Below are 15270 nucleotides of genomic sequence, written 5' to 3'. Positions count from 1 at the left end.
TACGCCACGATCGACCGCGACCATGTCCGCCAAACGAACCGACGATTCCATGCATGAGCGCTGCAACGACGCGGCAGACATCCGTCGGCGCAATCCGCGTTTTTGTTTTGCCGACCACATTCCGCGCTATTGGTATCGTGACAAACGCCTCGTGACGCGCTTTTTCGACGCGTTCTCGATCATGTTTCCGCTCGGCGAGAAGTTCTTTGTCGATAGCGTGAGGCAGTACCGCGACGCGCTGCCGGTCGATGACACACTCGCCGCTCAAGTGGATGCTTTCCTGTACCAGGAAGCCGCCCACATCCGCGAGCATCGCGCGTATAACCGGCGCCTGGCTCGCCAGGGCATGCCGGTCGACGCACTCGAGGCGCTCATGCGGAGACGGCAGCAACAATGCCGGCGTGTCGCGTCGCCGCTGCTTCAATTGACCTTCACGGCATGTCTTGAGCACTACACGGCCATTCTGGCCGATCTGCTGTTGCGTGATCCGGCCATTCTCGACGGCGTCGACCCGTCGATGGCCGCGATCTGGCGATGGCATGCGATCGAGGAAACCGAACACAAGGCCGTCGCGTTCGACGTATTTCGCGCTTGCGGCGGTGGCGCGATCAAGCGCTATTTCATACGGACGGCGGCGATGCTCGGCGTCACGGCATGCTTCATCGTCGATCTGGGCTATTTCATCGTTCGTCTCGCGCGTGCCGACCGCGGCGCCGGCAATTGGCGAAGCTGGGCACAGCTTGGCTGGTGGCTGTTCGGCGCGCCGGGCATCGTCACCCGCGTGCTGCCCGCGTGGCTGGCTTGGTTCTCGCCGCGTTTTCACCCTGCGCGAATCGGGAATCCGGCCACGCTGGCTGCTGCCCGTGCGGCACTCGCTGCCGATGGCGTGACAACGGAGCCGGCATGAACGCACGGCGTCCGGCATGGTCGCCGTCCGGCTTCGACGAGTGGCGGCAACACTACCCGTCGACGCCGTTCGAACCGGCGCCCGCAGCAATCGACTGGACCGGGCACTTCATCGAATGCTGGCATGCGCACGGCACCCACGCATGCCCGGAGACCGTCGTCGTGCTGATTGCGGGACTCTATTCCGAGTGGATACCTGCCTGCTTCCGGCATGCCGTGCGGGCGTTGCGTGCCGCGCGGTACCCAGTCCTGCGTGTGCCGGTCCGCTCGTCGCGCGCGGTTGCCGAGCAGGGCGCGCATATCGTGCGCTACCTGCATGCGCGCCTGCCTGCCGATCGCCGCTTTATTGTCCTCACCCATAGCAAGGGCGGGCTCGATGCATTGGCGGCGCTGCATGCGGATTCAGGGCTTCGTGCTCGCTGCGACGGTATCGCACTCGTTCAGCCGCCGGTCGGCCCGAGTGCGATCGTCGACGGGCTGCTCGGGCAACGTGGGGCGCGCATCGGTCCCGCATGGCTGGGTCGAGCCGCCGGGAGATTGTTGCGCACACGCTGGCTGTATGCAGGCTCGCGAGATATCGGCAGCGAGCGCGACGCCGGCATCGCGAATCTGCTGTCTGCGGTGCCTGGTGACCTGCACTGCGTGCATGTCGTGAGCTGGTCGATCGAACGCACGTCCCGGTTCGACGCACATCACTCACGCCTCGACCGCTACCGTCCCGGTTGTGCGCATGACGGACAGTTCTACCTGGACCACCAGACGATTCGCGGCATGCCTCAAGTATGCGTGCCGCATCTCGACCATGGCCAGCCTGTACTCGGCGGCGCCGGTTTCGATGCGGGGCGTTTCTGGCTTGCACTCGTTGCGCTCCTGAACGACACGCGAGCGGCAGCGGTCGCGAGCGGTCAGACGAGATAGATCTCGAATCCCGGGATCGCTTCGGTGCCGCCCGGATCGAGTGCGGTCGCGCCGGGCGTGGATAGCGTATACAGATCCATCGGCAGCGCGGTGTACCGATAGCCACGCAACGCGGACCATAGCGGATCGTGATCGTACAGGCAAAGCTGCAGCAACGCATAGCGGCTCCGCTCTCGTTGCCAGACTGCATCGAGCAGTGCCTGTGCGATGTCCGGGTCGCGTCCGCTCACATGCAGATGAGTCAGGTAGATGTCCTGAAGCGGCTGGCCGGGTGCTGCGATGGGAGGGCGTCCGAGCAACGGCGCGATGGCGTTGACGCCGTGACGCAACGCACCGAGTGAGCGCGGCAGACGTTCCAGTACGATGCGCTTGATACGTCCCGCATCCCACGGAGCAACGCAGCCCACGATACGCCCCTGCGCATTGCGTGCGACCAGAAAGCGCTCGATTCCGAAGTCGGGCCAGGCGTTCAGGCGGCGCGCGAATTCGTCCGCCGTAAAGACGCAGCCGAAGGGTTGGGAGCGCGACTCCTGGTCCAGGAATGCGCGGAGCGCGTCGGCATCGCTGGACGACGCGTTCGTGATCCTGACGGAGTCGGCGCGCCGCGCAGCAATACGTCGCGCATAGATCGATACGTTACTGTAGCCGCGCCAATGTCGAAATCCGAGCCGGGTCCGCTTGCCTGCCCTGAATAGCGATTGCGCTGCGATCCGGTTGTCGCGAATGACGCAGCAGTACGTATGCTGCACATCTTCGTGCCGGGCGAGATCAGCGAGGCGATCGACGACATAATCGACCCACGAGCGTGCCAGTTCTCGATCGGGTGCGATGCGCAAGTCACCGAGGTAAGCGATGCGCTGCTTCTCGCCGGCGAGGTAGCCGTCACGAACGACCATGCTGGCCATTCCCTTGACGTGCCCGGCGCTGTCCTCCGCAAGCCAGGTTCGATAGTCGTTCGAATGACAACGATGCAGTGCGAAGTAATCCGGTGAGCGATCGAAGCGAAGCGGCATCCCGCCGAGCATCGCGTAACGTGTTTGAAACGCGAGAAGCCGTTCGTTGTCGGACGCTGTGGCTGGCCGGATCCGCGTCATTGGCTCATTCACCGGTGAAGATGCGTCTTGCCATCGGGCGCAGGTTTTCCGGCGTCAGTTCACACAGGCAGACGAGCTCGTTTCCGTGCGCGTATTCTGGATTGCGCTCCAGAAAATAGGCGACATCCGGCAGCCGCCGATGCGCGTCCGGCACTTCGGCGAGGGCTGGAGCAAGGCGGCCTTGCGGTGTGGGGAAATTGAGCACGCCGGACGCGGCGTCGTATGCGTGCCCGAAGCGCTCGACAGCCAGATGATCGAGCAGTGCCTGACGCAAGGGCTCAGCCGGTCGGTCGAATCGCGGGGTGAAATCATGCGCGAACGCTCGCAAGTAGCGGTACGTGCGATGCCCTTTGCAGATCAGGAACCAGTATAGTGCCCGGTCAGGCGAGTTGCGTTTGAGCTCGCCGGCGAGTCGAATCCAGCAAAACGCGAGTTGCTGGCTGCCCCAGCAGGCCGGATCCACGATCGTGTCGCCGGAAAACAGGATGCGCAGTGTGGTGTCGCCCCACTGCTGTTCGTACAGTTTCAACGTGGAGAAGCCGCGCAGCTTGCCGGTGTCATCGCGCATGATGACGCAATGTGTCTTGTCGTCGAGATCGTGTTCGAAGCGTGCCTGTTCCGTATCCCGGTAACAGGTCGAGTAGAGCGCGTACATGTGTGCAACGTCGACGTCGCGCAGCTGCGCACGTGTCATGGAACTGGCTCGAAGCGGCATAGCGTCGTTATTCATGCGAGCTGAAACGATTTATCATGATACGCGATCGAGCCGCTCCATTTTTCACATGCGCGCCATACCTTCTGTTTCCCTCTCCTATATACCGTCAGCGTTCGACGCGTGGCGGTGGCTCGCAATCTATGTCGTCGTGTCGGGCGCGCTCTACTTCTGGGTTACGCACGCGCCGATGGCGCCCGTGGTGGTGCTGCGTCCGTGGCCGTACGATGCGGTTATTCCGCGCGTGTCCGCCAGTGTGCCGCTTTATTTGAGTTACGCGCTCGTGATGCCGTCGATTGTCTGGTTCGGCCGAGGCCGCAATTGGCTGCTGCCCGCGTTTTTCGCCGGCGCGCTTGCCGCAGGCCTGTGCATCGTCAGTCATCTGTTCTGGCCGACTGCCGTGAGCCGGTCGCCGGCTGTGTCGGGATGGATCGCATGGCTGTATCGGATCGACACCCCACTTGCCGCGAGTCCATGCGGGCATGTTGCGTTGCCTGTGGCGGTAACCGTGGTATTGGCTGCGCTACGGGTCCGCGCAGCGCGCTATTACGCGGCGTGGAGCGCAATACTCGCGCTCACGGTCTTGACGACCGGGCAGCATCTGCTCGCGGACATGCTCGCGGGGCTCGCACTCGGCGTCGGCGTTGGCGGTGCGACGACCGCGCTCATTCGTCTCGATGTCGACCTGCGTACGGCTGCGGCACTGCTGCTTGAATGGCTATGTATCGTAGTTACGCTACGAGTTGCGTTGTCGGTGGGCCATTGGGGCGGTTACCTCGTCGCCGCCGTCATTGTCGCGACGCGGCAACACGCGTTGTTCATTCTGTATCACGACGCGACACACTACCATTTGACCCGCCGCCGTTTCGCGAACGACTTTCTGATCAACCTGGCAATCGGCGTACCGGGGCTCGTGCCCATCGAATTCTATCGCCCGTTGCATCTTGCACACCATCGACACGTCGGGACTGCAGACGATCCTGAGCGGAATTATCTGTACCACGCGCAGCCATGGAAATTCGAGCCACTCGACACACTCCCGCTCATCCGGCAACTGCTCGGTGACCTGTTCGTGGTCAACATGGTGAAAAACATGCGCGCATACCGGCGAGCGAACGGGCGTGGTGCGCCCATGTCACTGCCGCTGCTCGCTGCGATATCGACATGGGGCATCCTGCTCGTGCCGCTCGTGCATGCCTGCACGGTACGCGAGCTGTTGACGCTGGCGGCGCTTTGGTTCGTGCCTCTCGTGACAATTGGCGCGCTGGTGCAGAAGATCCGTAGCATTGCCGAGCACAGCGGCGGGCCGGGTGTCACGGCTGGCTGGAATGACTGGACTTATTCGTGGCGTGTCGGGTTACTGGGCCGCTTCTTTATTTGGCCGTACAACATCAACTACCACCAACAGCATCATCGTGAACCCGGCGTGGCGTGGCATCGCTTGCCCGGATTGCGTGCGTCCGACGAGCCGGTTCTGTCTTCGCGGCAGTTGCCTGCATTGCTCTGGTCGGGCGCCTCGCGTCGTGGTAGTCGAAGATAGAAAATCCCTTTCAAGACACGATGAAGTGCCCCATCGATCCAGGAGCGAAAGATCGGCACGGCCCGATGCGATCCGTCTGACGCGTGCCGCGCAACCCCGATCGTGAATTGAGCGCAGCCATTGTCTTGACGCACCGGGGATTCATCGACCGCAGTGCGAGGCTTTGTCCGGAACGACGGGGTCAACTTCACGCCACTGCGCAGCGGTAAGGCGGCCTCCACGCGCACGCGGCCCGGATGAATACCCATGCGGATTGTCTTCGTGTCGAGAGGCGTCACACCGCCAGATCTCGGCGGCTTCGTGTGCTAATCCCTCACGCCCTGCGCCGAGCTCATGAAGTTGACGCTGATCCGCGTGCCGTCGATTTCCGGTTCCTTGGGCACACAGTGCACCCAGTCTTGCTGCGCGCGCCCTCCCATCACCACCAGGTCTCCGGAAGACGGCTTGAAGGTCATGGAGCGGCCGCCCTTGATCGGCTTGATCAGGAACCGGCGTATCGTGCCGAGCGTCAGGACGGGCACGATGCAGTCGAGCTTCCGGCACGAGCCGTGGTCGCGATGCCAGCCTGTACTGTCTTGCCCGTTGCGATAGAGGTTCATCCACAGGCCGTCGTATTCCACGCCGTAGTGACGCGATAGCGCGCGCACGGCCTGCAGCAGGCGCGCGTCGGGCACATCGGCGACATGCTTGTACACCGCCGTCATGCGCGGCTCGCGGAACACCTGGTTGAACATGCGCCGATCGTACTCGAGCCACGGAACGCTGTTGCGCAACTGCTCATAGAGCAGCGAAGCCCCCGAAATCCATCCGGGCACGATGTCGATCCAGGAATGAGCGTCGAGATCGAAACGCCTTGCCGATCCGAAGGACTCGTCTATCGAGAATTCGGCGTCGCTGCTTCCGAACAAATCGCTCTGAGCAGGTACCGTGCTCGGGATCCGTGTGATTGAATTCATCGTGCAAGTTGATCGCTTCCGGTGTGACGAGTCACGCGGCCGGGAAAGATGTCGATATGAGTCGTAGTCAGGCAGAAGCACCGTGATTCATCGCATGCCACGCACGCAGCACCGAATAGCCGCGCCAGGGCCGCCATTTCTCGGCGGCTTGTGCCGCGGCACGGGCGCTACCTACACCCAGGGCTTTTTGCAACGCGACGTCGCCGGCGGGAAAGGCGTCGGGCCAGCGCAGCGCGCGCATGGCGATGTACTGCGCCGTCCAGTCGCCGATGCCGGGCAACGCACACAATTCGGCGCAAGTCGCAGCGACGTCTACGCCGGGATGCAAAGCGATGCGCCCGTCCAGCACGGCATGCGCCAGCGCATGCAGCGCGGTCTGGCGTTGCCGCGTGATGCCCAGGCGGCCGAGCTCATCGCCGGTGGCGGCCGCCAGGGCAGCAGGCGTGGGAAAGAGACGGTCCAGACCCGCGACAGGCGTTTTGATCGGATCGCCGAAGGCCGCAACCAGTCGCGCGCCCAGTGTGCGTGCAGCGGCCACGGTGACCTGCTGGCCCAGTATGGCGCGCACCGCCAGCTCGAAGCCGTCGAGTGTGCCCGGCACGCGCAAGCCTTCGCCCGACGGGAACGCGGCGTGCAGAGCCGCGTGGATGGCGATCGGGTCGGCGTCCAGATCGAACGCGGCGCGCACACGGTTGATCAGCGCCGGCAGGGCGGCGGCCAATGAATCGCTGATCGTCAGCACGGCCTGCGCGCGATCTTCGTCGAAGCGAGCGCGCAACCAGCCGCTACGCGCCTGCGCACCTTGCACAAGCCGCAGCGTTCGCGTGTATTCCAGGCCCGCGACCTGCTCCACGCCGGGCAACGCGCGCAGGCGCAAGAAGCCCACCATTGCCTGTACGTCATAGGGCGGTCGCCAGCCGAGTCGCACGGTCACGCCTTGTCCATCGGACGCGGATCTGGCCCGGCGCAAGGCGCTGGGATTCAGGCCGTAGTGGCGCGAGAAGGCATCGTTGAAGCGTCGGACGCTGGAAAAGCCGCTGGACGCCGCGACCTGGCTCATCGGCAATCGGGTGTCGGCAATCAGCTGCTTGGCTGCCAACAGCCGGCGTGTTTGAAGGTACTGAAGCGGCGATACGCCGAAGTGTGCGTCGAAAATGCGGCGCAGATGGCGGTCGGTCACGCCCAGCCGTTGCGCAATGCGCGGCATCAAGCCGCCGCTCGACTGCCCGAAGATCGGGCGCGCGGAGGTCATGTGCCGCCATGCGTCGGGTTCATCCATCAACCTTGCGGCCTGCAGGGCCAGGATGCGCGAAGCGTCCTCCGTGCTCCAGGATGCTGCGCGCGGGGCCAATTCGGGGCGGCAACGCAAGCAGGGCCTGAAACCGGCCGCTTCTGCTTCTGCCGCGTGACGGTAGAAGCGGAGGTTCTCGCGACGTGGCGTTTTCACGCGACACACCGGACGGCAGTAGATGCCGGTGCTGGTGACGGCCGCGAAAAAGGAGCCGTCGAAGCGCGCGTCGTGCGCCTTCAGCGCCAGGTAGCAGGCGTCGCTGTCGGGGGTGTCGATGGGGGTAGGCATGAGTGACATCGTATATCCCGGGCGCCCGCGACGTGCGCCATTTTCGGACATGTGGTCTGTCGGCTTTGCGCCGCCGAACACCGGGCATCTCGAGCATCCGGGACGGCGGGGAATGATTGCGCGGTTCGGCCCCGCCAACCTCACGGAACGCGGTATGCGCTTGACTTCAAGGTGATCGGGAAGCTGGATCGTGCGTGAGGCCGTGCGGTGCGCTCATAAAACGGACCGGCCCTCACGATGGCGCATTCCCGTTCCATCGCAAGAATCGGAGTTGCCGCGCGACTTCTTCCCGACAAAGTGTCGCCACGCGCAGGCCGGATGATCAAGCCGTGAGTTGCACGGGCGATAGCGGCCCCGTTTTTTGCGAGCCTGCCGCTTGCAGCGGCGGTTGTTGCCGATGCGTTCCATCGACCTTCCGGCCGGGCGATCACGGCGATCGAATCGTCGACGTCTTGCCTGCTTTCAGCCGTTGCCGGCAATCGATCGTGACGCGGCGGCGTGCCGGTACCCGCTTGGCCGCCGACACCCGCCGAAATATCGGATGCGACACCTTAACCCCGCAGTAACTCTTTTAATGCAATCCGCCAAAACATCGAATGGAATTATTTAAACCAACGAAACTATTTAATTTATTTCCTTTTAATCAAACAAAACATCCGCGCCTGCAAAGGTATTTAAGTTCGTCTCGTCATTCAATGTGACTGCTTCCGCTCCGCATAAGCCAGACGGGGCTCTGTGGGGGATTCAAATTTACGACCCTTTATATGCGATCTAAAAATCGGTCGAAAATGTAAAGCATTGCAATATCAAGGAATAATTTGAGTGTTTCGATTGCGATGCATGATTTTATTTGGCAGGATTTTCATCAGGTTGCTCGATTTCAAGACAACAATACAGCCGGCCATTCAATCAGTCGAAACAACGCGTGCCGGATGAGCAACGATCCGAAAAGAAGCTGACGAAGAAACGGATAACGAGGCGGCGAACGGGCGACATCGTTCGCGTTCACTGAAGCAATCGTTTGCCTGGGCGTCGATGCGTCACTCGAGCGACCCGGGCGGATTCGATACGGGGCAGCCATGGCGATACTCATGAACGATTCTTCCGGGGAAGCGTGCCTGCTCCGCGCGTATCACGTGTTCGGCCGGGACGCCGCGCGTTGCGATACGGTCATCCGGGATGCGTCGGTGTCCCGTGTTCACGCCCATATCCGCTGGGTGGGCGGGCTGTGGGAACTCCACGATCACAGCAGCAACGGCACGTCGCTGTCCGGCGTACCGTTGCGCCACGGCGATCACGCGGTACTGCAGCCGGGTGACGTGATCCGGTTCGGCAGGGCCGGCATCGCGCCGTGGCGCGTTGAAGCGCTCGACGATCCGGCCGATACGCTGTGGCCGATACGAGGTGCTGCGCATCCGATCGTGCTCGCGCCGCGCCAGATCCTGGCCGCACGCGCCGCGCAGCCGGTCACGATCGTCCGGTCGCCGGCCGGCGAATGGCTGTGCGACGACACGTTGCCGCCGCGCGCGCTCCATGACGGCGACGAAGTATCGACCGGCGACGCCACGTGGCGCCTGGCACTCGCGCGCAATGGTTCGACGATGAGGCTCGCCGCGCCCGCCGATCCGGCCGTGCCGGCACAACTGCTCGAATTCCTCGTCAGCCGGGACGAAGAGCATGTGCGCATGCTGCTGCATGTTCGCGGCGGCGTGGTCGATCTCGGCGAGCGCGCGCATCACTACAGTCTCGTCACGCTTGCCCGTGCACGTTCGGCCGACATGCAGGCCGGCTACGACGCGGCCACGCAAGGCTGGATCGAACTCGACCGGCTGGCGCGCATGCTCGGCATCGATACGTCCCATGTCAACGTGCAGATTCACCGCGCCCGGAGCCAGTTCGCGGCCCTGCCGGGGCTGGGCGCGAGCCAGCTCGTCGAGCGTCGGCGCGGCAGCGTCAGGTTCGGCGATGTCCCGTTCCGCGTCATGCGCGGCGCGCATCTCGAATGCGAGTCGGTGCCGCCCGCTCAGCCGCGCATCGGCGTGCATCGTCCGGCGCCTGCCCCGGCAGTCCATTGCTCATGAACGCGAGAGAACCGGTCTCGGCGCCGGCGGTGCCCCGCGCGCCCCTCGCGCCGTTTGCGGAACTGGCCGGCAAGCGGCGTTACCGGCTCGGTTCGTTGCTCGGTGAAGGCGGAAACGGCGTGGTGTTTCGCGCGACCTGCTGCGAAACGGGACAAGCCGTCGCGATCAAGCTGATGCGGGATCACGCCGCGCGGACCGCGACGGAGCGCGCGCGTCAGCGTGCGCGTTTCCAGCGCGAGACGAGCCTGTGCGAGGCGCTGCGGCACCCGAACATCGTGGCATTGCTGGACAAGGGGGAAGCGCCCGACGGCCGGCTGTTCGCCGTATTCGAGCTGGTGCAGGGCCGGACCTTGCGCGACCGGCTCGCGGCACAGGGGCCGCTGTCGGCCGTCGACACGGGCCGGCTGATGGCGGAGGTGCTCGACGCGCTCGCGGCCGCGCATCGCCGGGGCATCGTGCATCGGGACCTGAAGCCGCAGAACATCGTGATCTCGATGGCCGACGACGGGCCGCACGCGAAGCTCCTCGATTTCGGCATCGGTGCGTTGCTGCCCGGCGCGGAAGACATCGGGCGCCAGACCCTGACGCTGGCGACCGAGGTGCTTGGTTCGGCGTCCTATTGCGCGCCCGAGCAATTGCGCAACGAGCCGCCGACGCCAGGAAGCGACCTGTATGCGTGGGGCCTGGTCGTGATCGAATGCCTGACGGGCGAGGTCGTCATGCGCGGTGCGAGCGTGGCCGACATTCTCTATCAGCAGCTCAGCCCGGTGAATGTCGCGTTCCCTCCGCCGATCGCGTCGCATCCGCTCGGCGCGGTATTGCGGCGCGCGCTGAGCAAGAATCCGGAGCAGCGCGCGGCGTCGGCCGACGAACTCGCGGAACCGTTTCGCGCGCTCAACTTCGCGGCGCTCGTCGGCCAGTTCGATGCCGGCCGCGCAAGCGGACCGACGCATCCGCGCCCGTTCGCGCCGCACGGCGAGCCGATCGCAACGGCGGGCGGGTACCGTCAGATCACCACGCTGTGCTGTTGTGTGACGATCACCGGGGAAGGCCGGCGACGCCGCGCCGAAGTCGATCACGACGCCTTGCTCGACGGCTACGAGGCGCAATGGCAGACGAAGTGTGCGGATATCGCCGTCGGTTACGGCGCGCAGGTCGACGCACGGCTCGGCGACACGCTGCTGTTTCATTTCGGCCTGCAAGGCGACATCGATCGGCCGGCGCGCCGCGCGGCGCGCGCGGCACTCGACATGGTGCGGGTGGCCGGGCGCGCCCGGCTGCCGGTGCCCGCGGTGGCCGGCGGCGACGCCGATGGCGCGAGCTGGCGCGTCGAAGTGGCCGCCGCGATTCACGTCGGGCAGGTTCTCGCCCATGCGTCGCATATGTCGGGCGTATCGACGCCTGCCGCGGCCGCGCGGCTGCTGCGGCTTGCCGGGCCCGGACAGATTCTGATCAGCGACGATGCGCGGCTGGTGCTCGAACGGCATGCGGACTGTCGGCCGACGCCGTTGCGGCTCGCGCGGGCGGGCCTCGTGCCGCAGCCGGTTCACGAATTGCTCGGCGAGCGGCGCGCCGATACGCCGTTCGATTCGCTCGACGCCGGCATGCGGGCACCGATGATCGGCCGCGCGCGCGAACTCGACGTGCTGTTGCGCGCATGGCATGAAACGCTCGAACGACATCGTCGCGTGATGCGCGGCGAGCCTGTGCCGAGCGGTGTGACGCGGCTGGTCGTCGGCGACGCGGGGCTCGGCAAATCGCGCCTCGTACACGAGTTGTGCGAGGCCGTCCGGGGCGAGGGTTCTGCGTGCGCGTATTGCGGGTGCCTGCCCGAGCGGGAGAATCACGCACTGTTTCCGGTCCTGCGATTCATCGCCGCGCATTGGCATATCGACGCCGACGACCCGGCGGGTCTCGCGCTCGCGGCGATCGACACCATGATCGCGCCGCTCGAATGCGATCACGCGGCGGCCCGTGTCGCGCTCGCGACCTGGCTGGGGGTGCCCTGCGGCGGGACGAGGGCTCCATGGTCGAGTGCGCGCGAACAACACGCATTGTTCGACGTCCTCGAGCAGTTGATCGTGTCGCTCGGCAATGGCGCGCCGGTGTTGTTCGTCGTCGAGGATGTCCAGTGGATCGACCGCACGACCGAGGATTTTCTTGCGTACCTGCGGCGCTCGCCGCGCGCGGCGGCGCTCGGCATCGTGCTCACGTCGCGCCCCGACAAGCTCGCGCGCTGGCGCGGCGCGACGAAGCGCCTATTGTTGCGCCGCCTGCCGCGCGACGACGCGCAGCGCCTGATGTCGGCATGCCTGGGCCCGGGCGAGCTCGATCCGCTCTGGCTCGACCCGCTCGCCCGGCGCACGGCGGGCATTCCGCTGTTCATCGAGGCCGTCGCGCGCGAGCTGACGATGGGCGGCGCGGACGACACGCTCGCCGGGCTGCTGACGACGGAACCCCGCCCGCTTCCGCTCAGTCTCGGCGGGATACTCGGTCGAGCGTTCGACCGGATCGACGACGCGCGCGACACCGCGCAGCTCGCCGCGACGATCGGGCTCGAGGTCGATGCGCAACTGCTCGTCGCGGCTTCGCCGCATGATCGCGCGACGCTCGACGCGCACCTGCAGTTGCTGCTCGAGGAACGGATCCTGTACGCGCAACATCGGCGCGATCGCGTGGTCTATTCGTTCCGCCATGCGTTGATTCGCGATGCGGTGTATGCGTCGATGCCGCCCGACCTGCGGCGCGGCAACCATGCGCGCGTCGGCCGCGCGCGGGTTGCGTGAGCCGCTCGCGGCGCCGGTGCGCATGCGTTTGGCGTCGCTCATTTCTGGCTGCGTTTTGGGCACGACGGCTTTACCCGGTGCCGGTGGAACCGGGGTGGTGCACCCGGCCACGCAGCGAAGCGAAGTTGAATCCGGCACGGCTGTTTCCGTGACTTGACCGGTCGTCCGCCAGTGGCGCCGGGTTCCGGGCGCAACGTCGGGCGTGGCGTAGTTTCATCTCGTGCTCCCGCTTTCGTCTTTCGAAATCCTGACGTATTTCAAAATGCTTTCCATCCATGCCGCATGCGCGATTCGATGCCGGGACAGTCGAAATTTGCATAGCGTTTGTGAACGGAATTACGGCTGCATACGTTCGCGGTTGACGGTGCCGCGCGCCATGTCCGGCGCGCAGCGGCCTCGATGCGCGGCGTGATGGCGCGTCGCACGGCTGCGGGCGCCGACGGGCCCGGATCGCGGTACGGTCCGAACGAGATCACGCAAGCACATGAGGATGCAGTCATGGCATCGATTCCCGAACCCGCGCCGACCGGCGACACCAGCAAACGGAACTGGCTCGAATCCCACGAGGCCGGCTATCACAAGACCCTCGGCAATCGTCAGGTGCAGATGATCGCGATCGGCGGCGCAATCGGTACCGGCCTGTTCCTCGGCGCGGGCGCGCGCCTGCAGGCTGCCGGGCCGTCGCTCGCGATCGTCTATCTGGTGTGCGGCGTGTTTTCCTTCCTGATCCTGCGCGCGCTCGGCGAGCTCGTGATGCATCGCCCGAGCAGCGGCAGCTTCGTGTCGTATGCGCGCGAATTCCTGGGCGAGAAAGCGTCGTTCGTCGCCGGATGGATGTATTTCCTGAACTGGGCGATGACCGGCATCGTCGACATCACCGCGGTCGCGCTCTACATGCATTACTGGGCGCCGTTTTCGGGCGTGCCGCAGTGGATCTTCGCGCTCGCCGCACTGTGCATCGTCGCGACGATGAACCTGATCGGCGTGAAGTGGTTCGCCGAGATGGAATTCTGGTTTGCGTTGATCAAGGTCGCCGCGATCGTGCTGTTTCTCGTGATCGGCAGCGCGATCCTCGGCACCGGCGGGCATGTCGCAGGCCATGACACGGGCATGCACCTGATCACCGACAACGGCGGGTTCTTCCCGCACGGGCTGATGCCGGCGCTGGTGCTGGTGCAGGGCGTGGTGTTCGCGTTCGCGGGCGTCGAACTGGTCGGCACCGCCGCCGGCGAATGCAAGGACGCGCGCAAGGTGCTGCCGCGCGCGATCAACAACGTGATCTGGCGCATCGCGATCTTCTACGTCGCGTCGGTCGTCCTGCTGGTCTGCCTGCTGCCGTGGAGCGCGTACAAGGCGGGCCAGAGCCCGTTCGTCACGTTTTTCGGCGCGCTCGGCGTGCCCGGCATCGGCTCGGTGATGAACCTGGTGGTGTTGACCGCGGCACTGTCGAGTCTCAACTCGGGACTGTATTCGACCGGGCGCGTGCTGCGTTCGCTCGCAATGGGCGGCTCGGCCCCGGCGTTCCTCGGGAAGATGAGCGGGCAATCCGTGCCGTACGCGGGCATTCTCGTGACGGTCGCGATCTACGTGGTCGGCGTGCTGCTCAACTACCTGGTGCCGTCGAGCGTGTTCGAGATCGTGCTGAACATCGCGTCGCTCGGCATCATCAGTACGTGGGCATTCATCGTCGTGTGCCAGATGAAGTTCCGCGCGGCGGTCGCGCGCGGCGAGGTGGACGACGTGTCGTTCAGGATGCCCGGTGCGCCCGTGACGTCATGGCTGACGCTGCTGTTCCTGCTCGGCGTGCTGGTCCTGATGGCATTCGACTATCCGAACGGCACGTGGACGATCGCGTCGATCCCGCTCGTTGCGCTGCTGCTCGTGGCCGGCTGGAAGTGGCTGAGCGGCCGCGCGCACCGCGCGTCGCTCAAGCCGACGATTCCATCGGTCGCGCTCACGCAGAACGTGCTCGAGAAGGACGGCGACTGACGGGATGCGCGACGAGGGGCGGGCGCCGGCTCGATTGTGGCGCGCCCGCTCAAATACCCATCCGCTCGGCAACACCGTCGCGATCGACGAACTTGTGTTTCAGTGCGGCCGCGACGTGCACGGCCAGCAGCAAGCCGAGCGTGAGCACCAGTGCACGATGCAGCGCGTCGGTCAGGAGTCGCAACGGTTCGTCGCGGCCGACAAGCATCGGCAGGTCCGCGATGCCGAAGAAGCTGACCGGATGCGCACCGGCGAGGCGGTGCACGTAGCCGGTCAGCGGCACGAGAAACAGCAGCAGGTACAGCACGCCGTGCAGCGCGCCGGCGATCCGCGCCTGCCACGCCGGAACGCTGCCAGGCAGCGGCGGCGGCGTGTGCGTCGCGCGCCACACGAGGCGCGGCACGGTCAGCATGAAGATCAGGCTGCCGATCGACGCGTGATAGAACAGGATGCCGTTGAACTGCGGCGAGCTGTGCGGGAACGTATCCATGTAGAGCCCGATCGACAGGTTCGACAGGATCAGGATCGCGATCGACCAGTGCAGGGCGATCGCGAAGCGTGCGTACGCGGTGTGGTTGGGCTGTGACATGAGCGGTCTCGCTGTTTCGGGTGGGGTTCGCCCGCCCGCACGTCCGGGGCGCGAACGGCGTGGCGACCTCCGATATACCGGAGCCGGGCCGGATTTATTCCCGTTGCATGTGTCGACCGC

The 15270-nt window shown here is 65.2% G+C and carries 11 protein-coding genes; 6 read left to right on the top strand and 5 right to left on the bottom strand.

Annotated elements, in window-relative coordinates; genetic code table 11:
• Positions 1–22: 22 nt before the first annotated feature.
• Together FOZ70_RS07050 and FOZ70_RS07045 are read left to right on the top strand one after the other, a co-directional pair.
• Complete coding sequence (locus FOZ70_RS07050) at positions 23–907, top strand: metal-dependent hydrolase (protein ID WP_258025564.1); 885 nt, start codon at positions 23–25, stop codon at positions 905–907.
• Positions 904–1824: a hypothetical protein gene (locus FOZ70_RS07045; protein ID WP_059857940.1), complete on the top strand. Its 921-nt coding sequence runs from the start codon at positions 904–906 to the stop codon at positions 1822–1824. The genes FOZ70_RS07050 and FOZ70_RS07045 overlap by 4 nt, the downstream gene beginning before the upstream one ends.
• On the opposite strand, the gene FOZ70_RS07040 is transcribed toward FOZ70_RS07045, so the two are convergent.
• Positions 1812–2918 carry a hypothetical protein gene (locus tag FOZ70_RS07040; protein WP_219705309.1) on the bottom strand — a complete coding sequence of 369 codons (1107 nt, stop codon included), beginning with the start codon at positions 2916–2918 and terminating at the stop codon, positions 1812–1814. The two genes, FOZ70_RS07045 and FOZ70_RS07040, sit on opposite strands and share 13 nt — an antisense overlap.
• A gap of 4 nt (positions 2919–2922) precedes the next feature.
• The gene (locus tag FOZ70_RS07035) at positions 2923–3612 is read right to left on the bottom strand and encodes a hypothetical protein (protein WP_224052336.1); all 690 of its coding nucleotides are present in this window, start codon (positions 3610–3612) and stop codon (positions 2923–2925) included.
• Here FOZ70_RS07035 and FOZ70_RS07030 point away from each other — a divergent pair.
• Positions 3611–5170, top strand: coding sequence for a fatty acid desaturase family protein (locus FOZ70_RS07030; RefSeq protein ID WP_258025563.1), 1560 nt, complete (start codon positions 3611–3613; stop codon positions 5168–5170). The two genes, FOZ70_RS07035 and FOZ70_RS07030, sit on opposite strands and share 2 nt — an antisense overlap.
• 305 nt (positions 5171–5475) lie before the next feature.
• On the opposite strand, the gene FOZ70_RS07025 is transcribed toward FOZ70_RS07030, so the two are convergent.
• Positions 5476–6126, bottom strand: coding sequence for an alpha-ketoglutarate-dependent dioxygenase AlkB (locus FOZ70_RS07025; protein WP_219705305.1), 651 nt, complete (start codon positions 6124–6126; stop codon positions 5476–5478).
• 67 nt (positions 6127–6193) lie between these two features.
• Positions 6194–7705: an AlkA N-terminal domain-containing protein gene (locus FOZ70_RS07020; RefSeq protein WP_258025562.1), complete on the bottom strand. Its 1512-nt coding sequence runs from the start codon at positions 7703–7705 to the stop codon at positions 6194–6196.
• A gap of 1079 nt (positions 7706–8784) precedes the next feature.
• Between FOZ70_RS07020 and FOZ70_RS07015 the strand changes: the two genes are divergently transcribed.
• The 3 genes from FOZ70_RS07015 to ansP all read left to right on the top strand — a co-directional run bounded on the left by FOZ70_RS07015 (position 8785) and on the right by ansP (position 14561).
• A complete protein-coding gene (locus FOZ70_RS07015; protein ID WP_060049883.1) occupies positions 8785–9786 on the top strand; it encodes an FHA domain-containing protein in 1002 nt (333 codons plus the stop codon).
• Entirely contained in the window at positions 9783–12572 is a 2790-nt protein-coding gene (locus FOZ70_RS07010) for a TOMM system kinase/cyclase fusion protein (protein WP_258025561.1), read from the top strand. The genes FOZ70_RS07015 and FOZ70_RS07010 overlap by 4 nt, the downstream gene beginning before the upstream one ends.
• Before the next feature lie 498 nt (positions 12573–13070).
• Positions 13071–14561: an L-asparagine permease gene (gene ansP / locus FOZ70_RS07005; RefSeq protein ID WP_048021232.1), complete on the top strand. Its 1491-nt coding sequence runs from the start codon at positions 13071–13073 to the stop codon at positions 14559–14561.
• 49 nt (positions 14562–14610) lie between these two features.
• On the opposite strand, the gene FOZ70_RS07000 is transcribed toward ansP, so the two are convergent.
• A complete protein-coding gene (locus FOZ70_RS07000) occupies positions 14611–15150 on the bottom strand; it encodes a cytochrome b/b6 domain-containing protein (RefSeq protein ID WP_060331826.1) in 540 nt (179 codons plus the stop codon).
• Positions 15151–15270: the final 120 nt, after the last annotated feature.

Origin of the sequence: Burkholderia sp. COPS, assembly GCF_019425585.1 — a bacterium.
Lineage (GTDB): Bacteria > Pseudomonadota > Gammaproteobacteria > Burkholderiales > Burkholderiaceae > Burkholderia > Burkholderia cepacia.
This window is presented reverse-complemented; position numbering and strand designations above follow the sequence as displayed.

Excerpts from the sequence above, each read along its gene's own strand:
- FOZ70_RS07050 (WP_258025564.1), top strand. The coding sequence starts at position 23 with ATGTCCGCCAAACGAACCGACGATTCCATGCATGAGCGCTGCAACGAC.
- FOZ70_RS07045 (WP_059857940.1), top strand. The coding sequence starts at position 904 with ATGAACGCACGGCGTCCGGCATGGTCGCCGTCCGGCTTCGACGAGTGG.
- FOZ70_RS07040 (WP_219705309.1), bottom strand. The coding sequence starts at position 2,918 with ATGACGCGGATCCGGCCAGCCACAGCGTCCGACAACGAACGGCTTCTC.
- FOZ70_RS07030 (WP_258025563.1), top strand. The coding sequence starts at position 3,611 with ATGGAACTGGCTCGAAGCGGCATAGCGTCGTTATTCATGCGAGCTGAA.
- FOZ70_RS07035 (WP_224052336.1), bottom strand. The coding sequence starts at position 3,612 with ATGACACGTGCGCAGCTGCGCGACGTCGACGTTGCACACATGTACGCG.
- FOZ70_RS07025 (WP_219705305.1), bottom strand. The coding sequence starts at position 6,126 with ATGAATTCAATCACACGGATCCCGAGCACGGTACCTGCTCAGAGCGAT.
- FOZ70_RS07020 (WP_258025562.1), bottom strand. The coding sequence starts at position 7,705 with ATGCCTACCCCCATCGACACCCCCGACAGCGACGCCTGCTACCTGGCG.
- FOZ70_RS07015 (WP_060049883.1), top strand. The coding sequence starts at position 8,785 with ATGGCGATACTCATGAACGATTCTTCCGGGGAAGCGTGCCTGCTCCGC.
- FOZ70_RS07010 (WP_258025561.1), top strand. The coding sequence starts at position 9,783 with ATGAACGCGAGAGAACCGGTCTCGGCGCCGGCGGTGCCCCGCGCGCCC.
- ansP (WP_048021232.1), top strand. The coding sequence starts at position 13,071 with ATGGCATCGATTCCCGAACCCGCGCCGACCGGCGACACCAGCAAACGG.
- FOZ70_RS07000 (WP_060331826.1), bottom strand. The coding sequence starts at position 15,150 with ATGTCACAGCCCAACCACACCGCGTACGCACGCTTCGCGATCGCCCTG.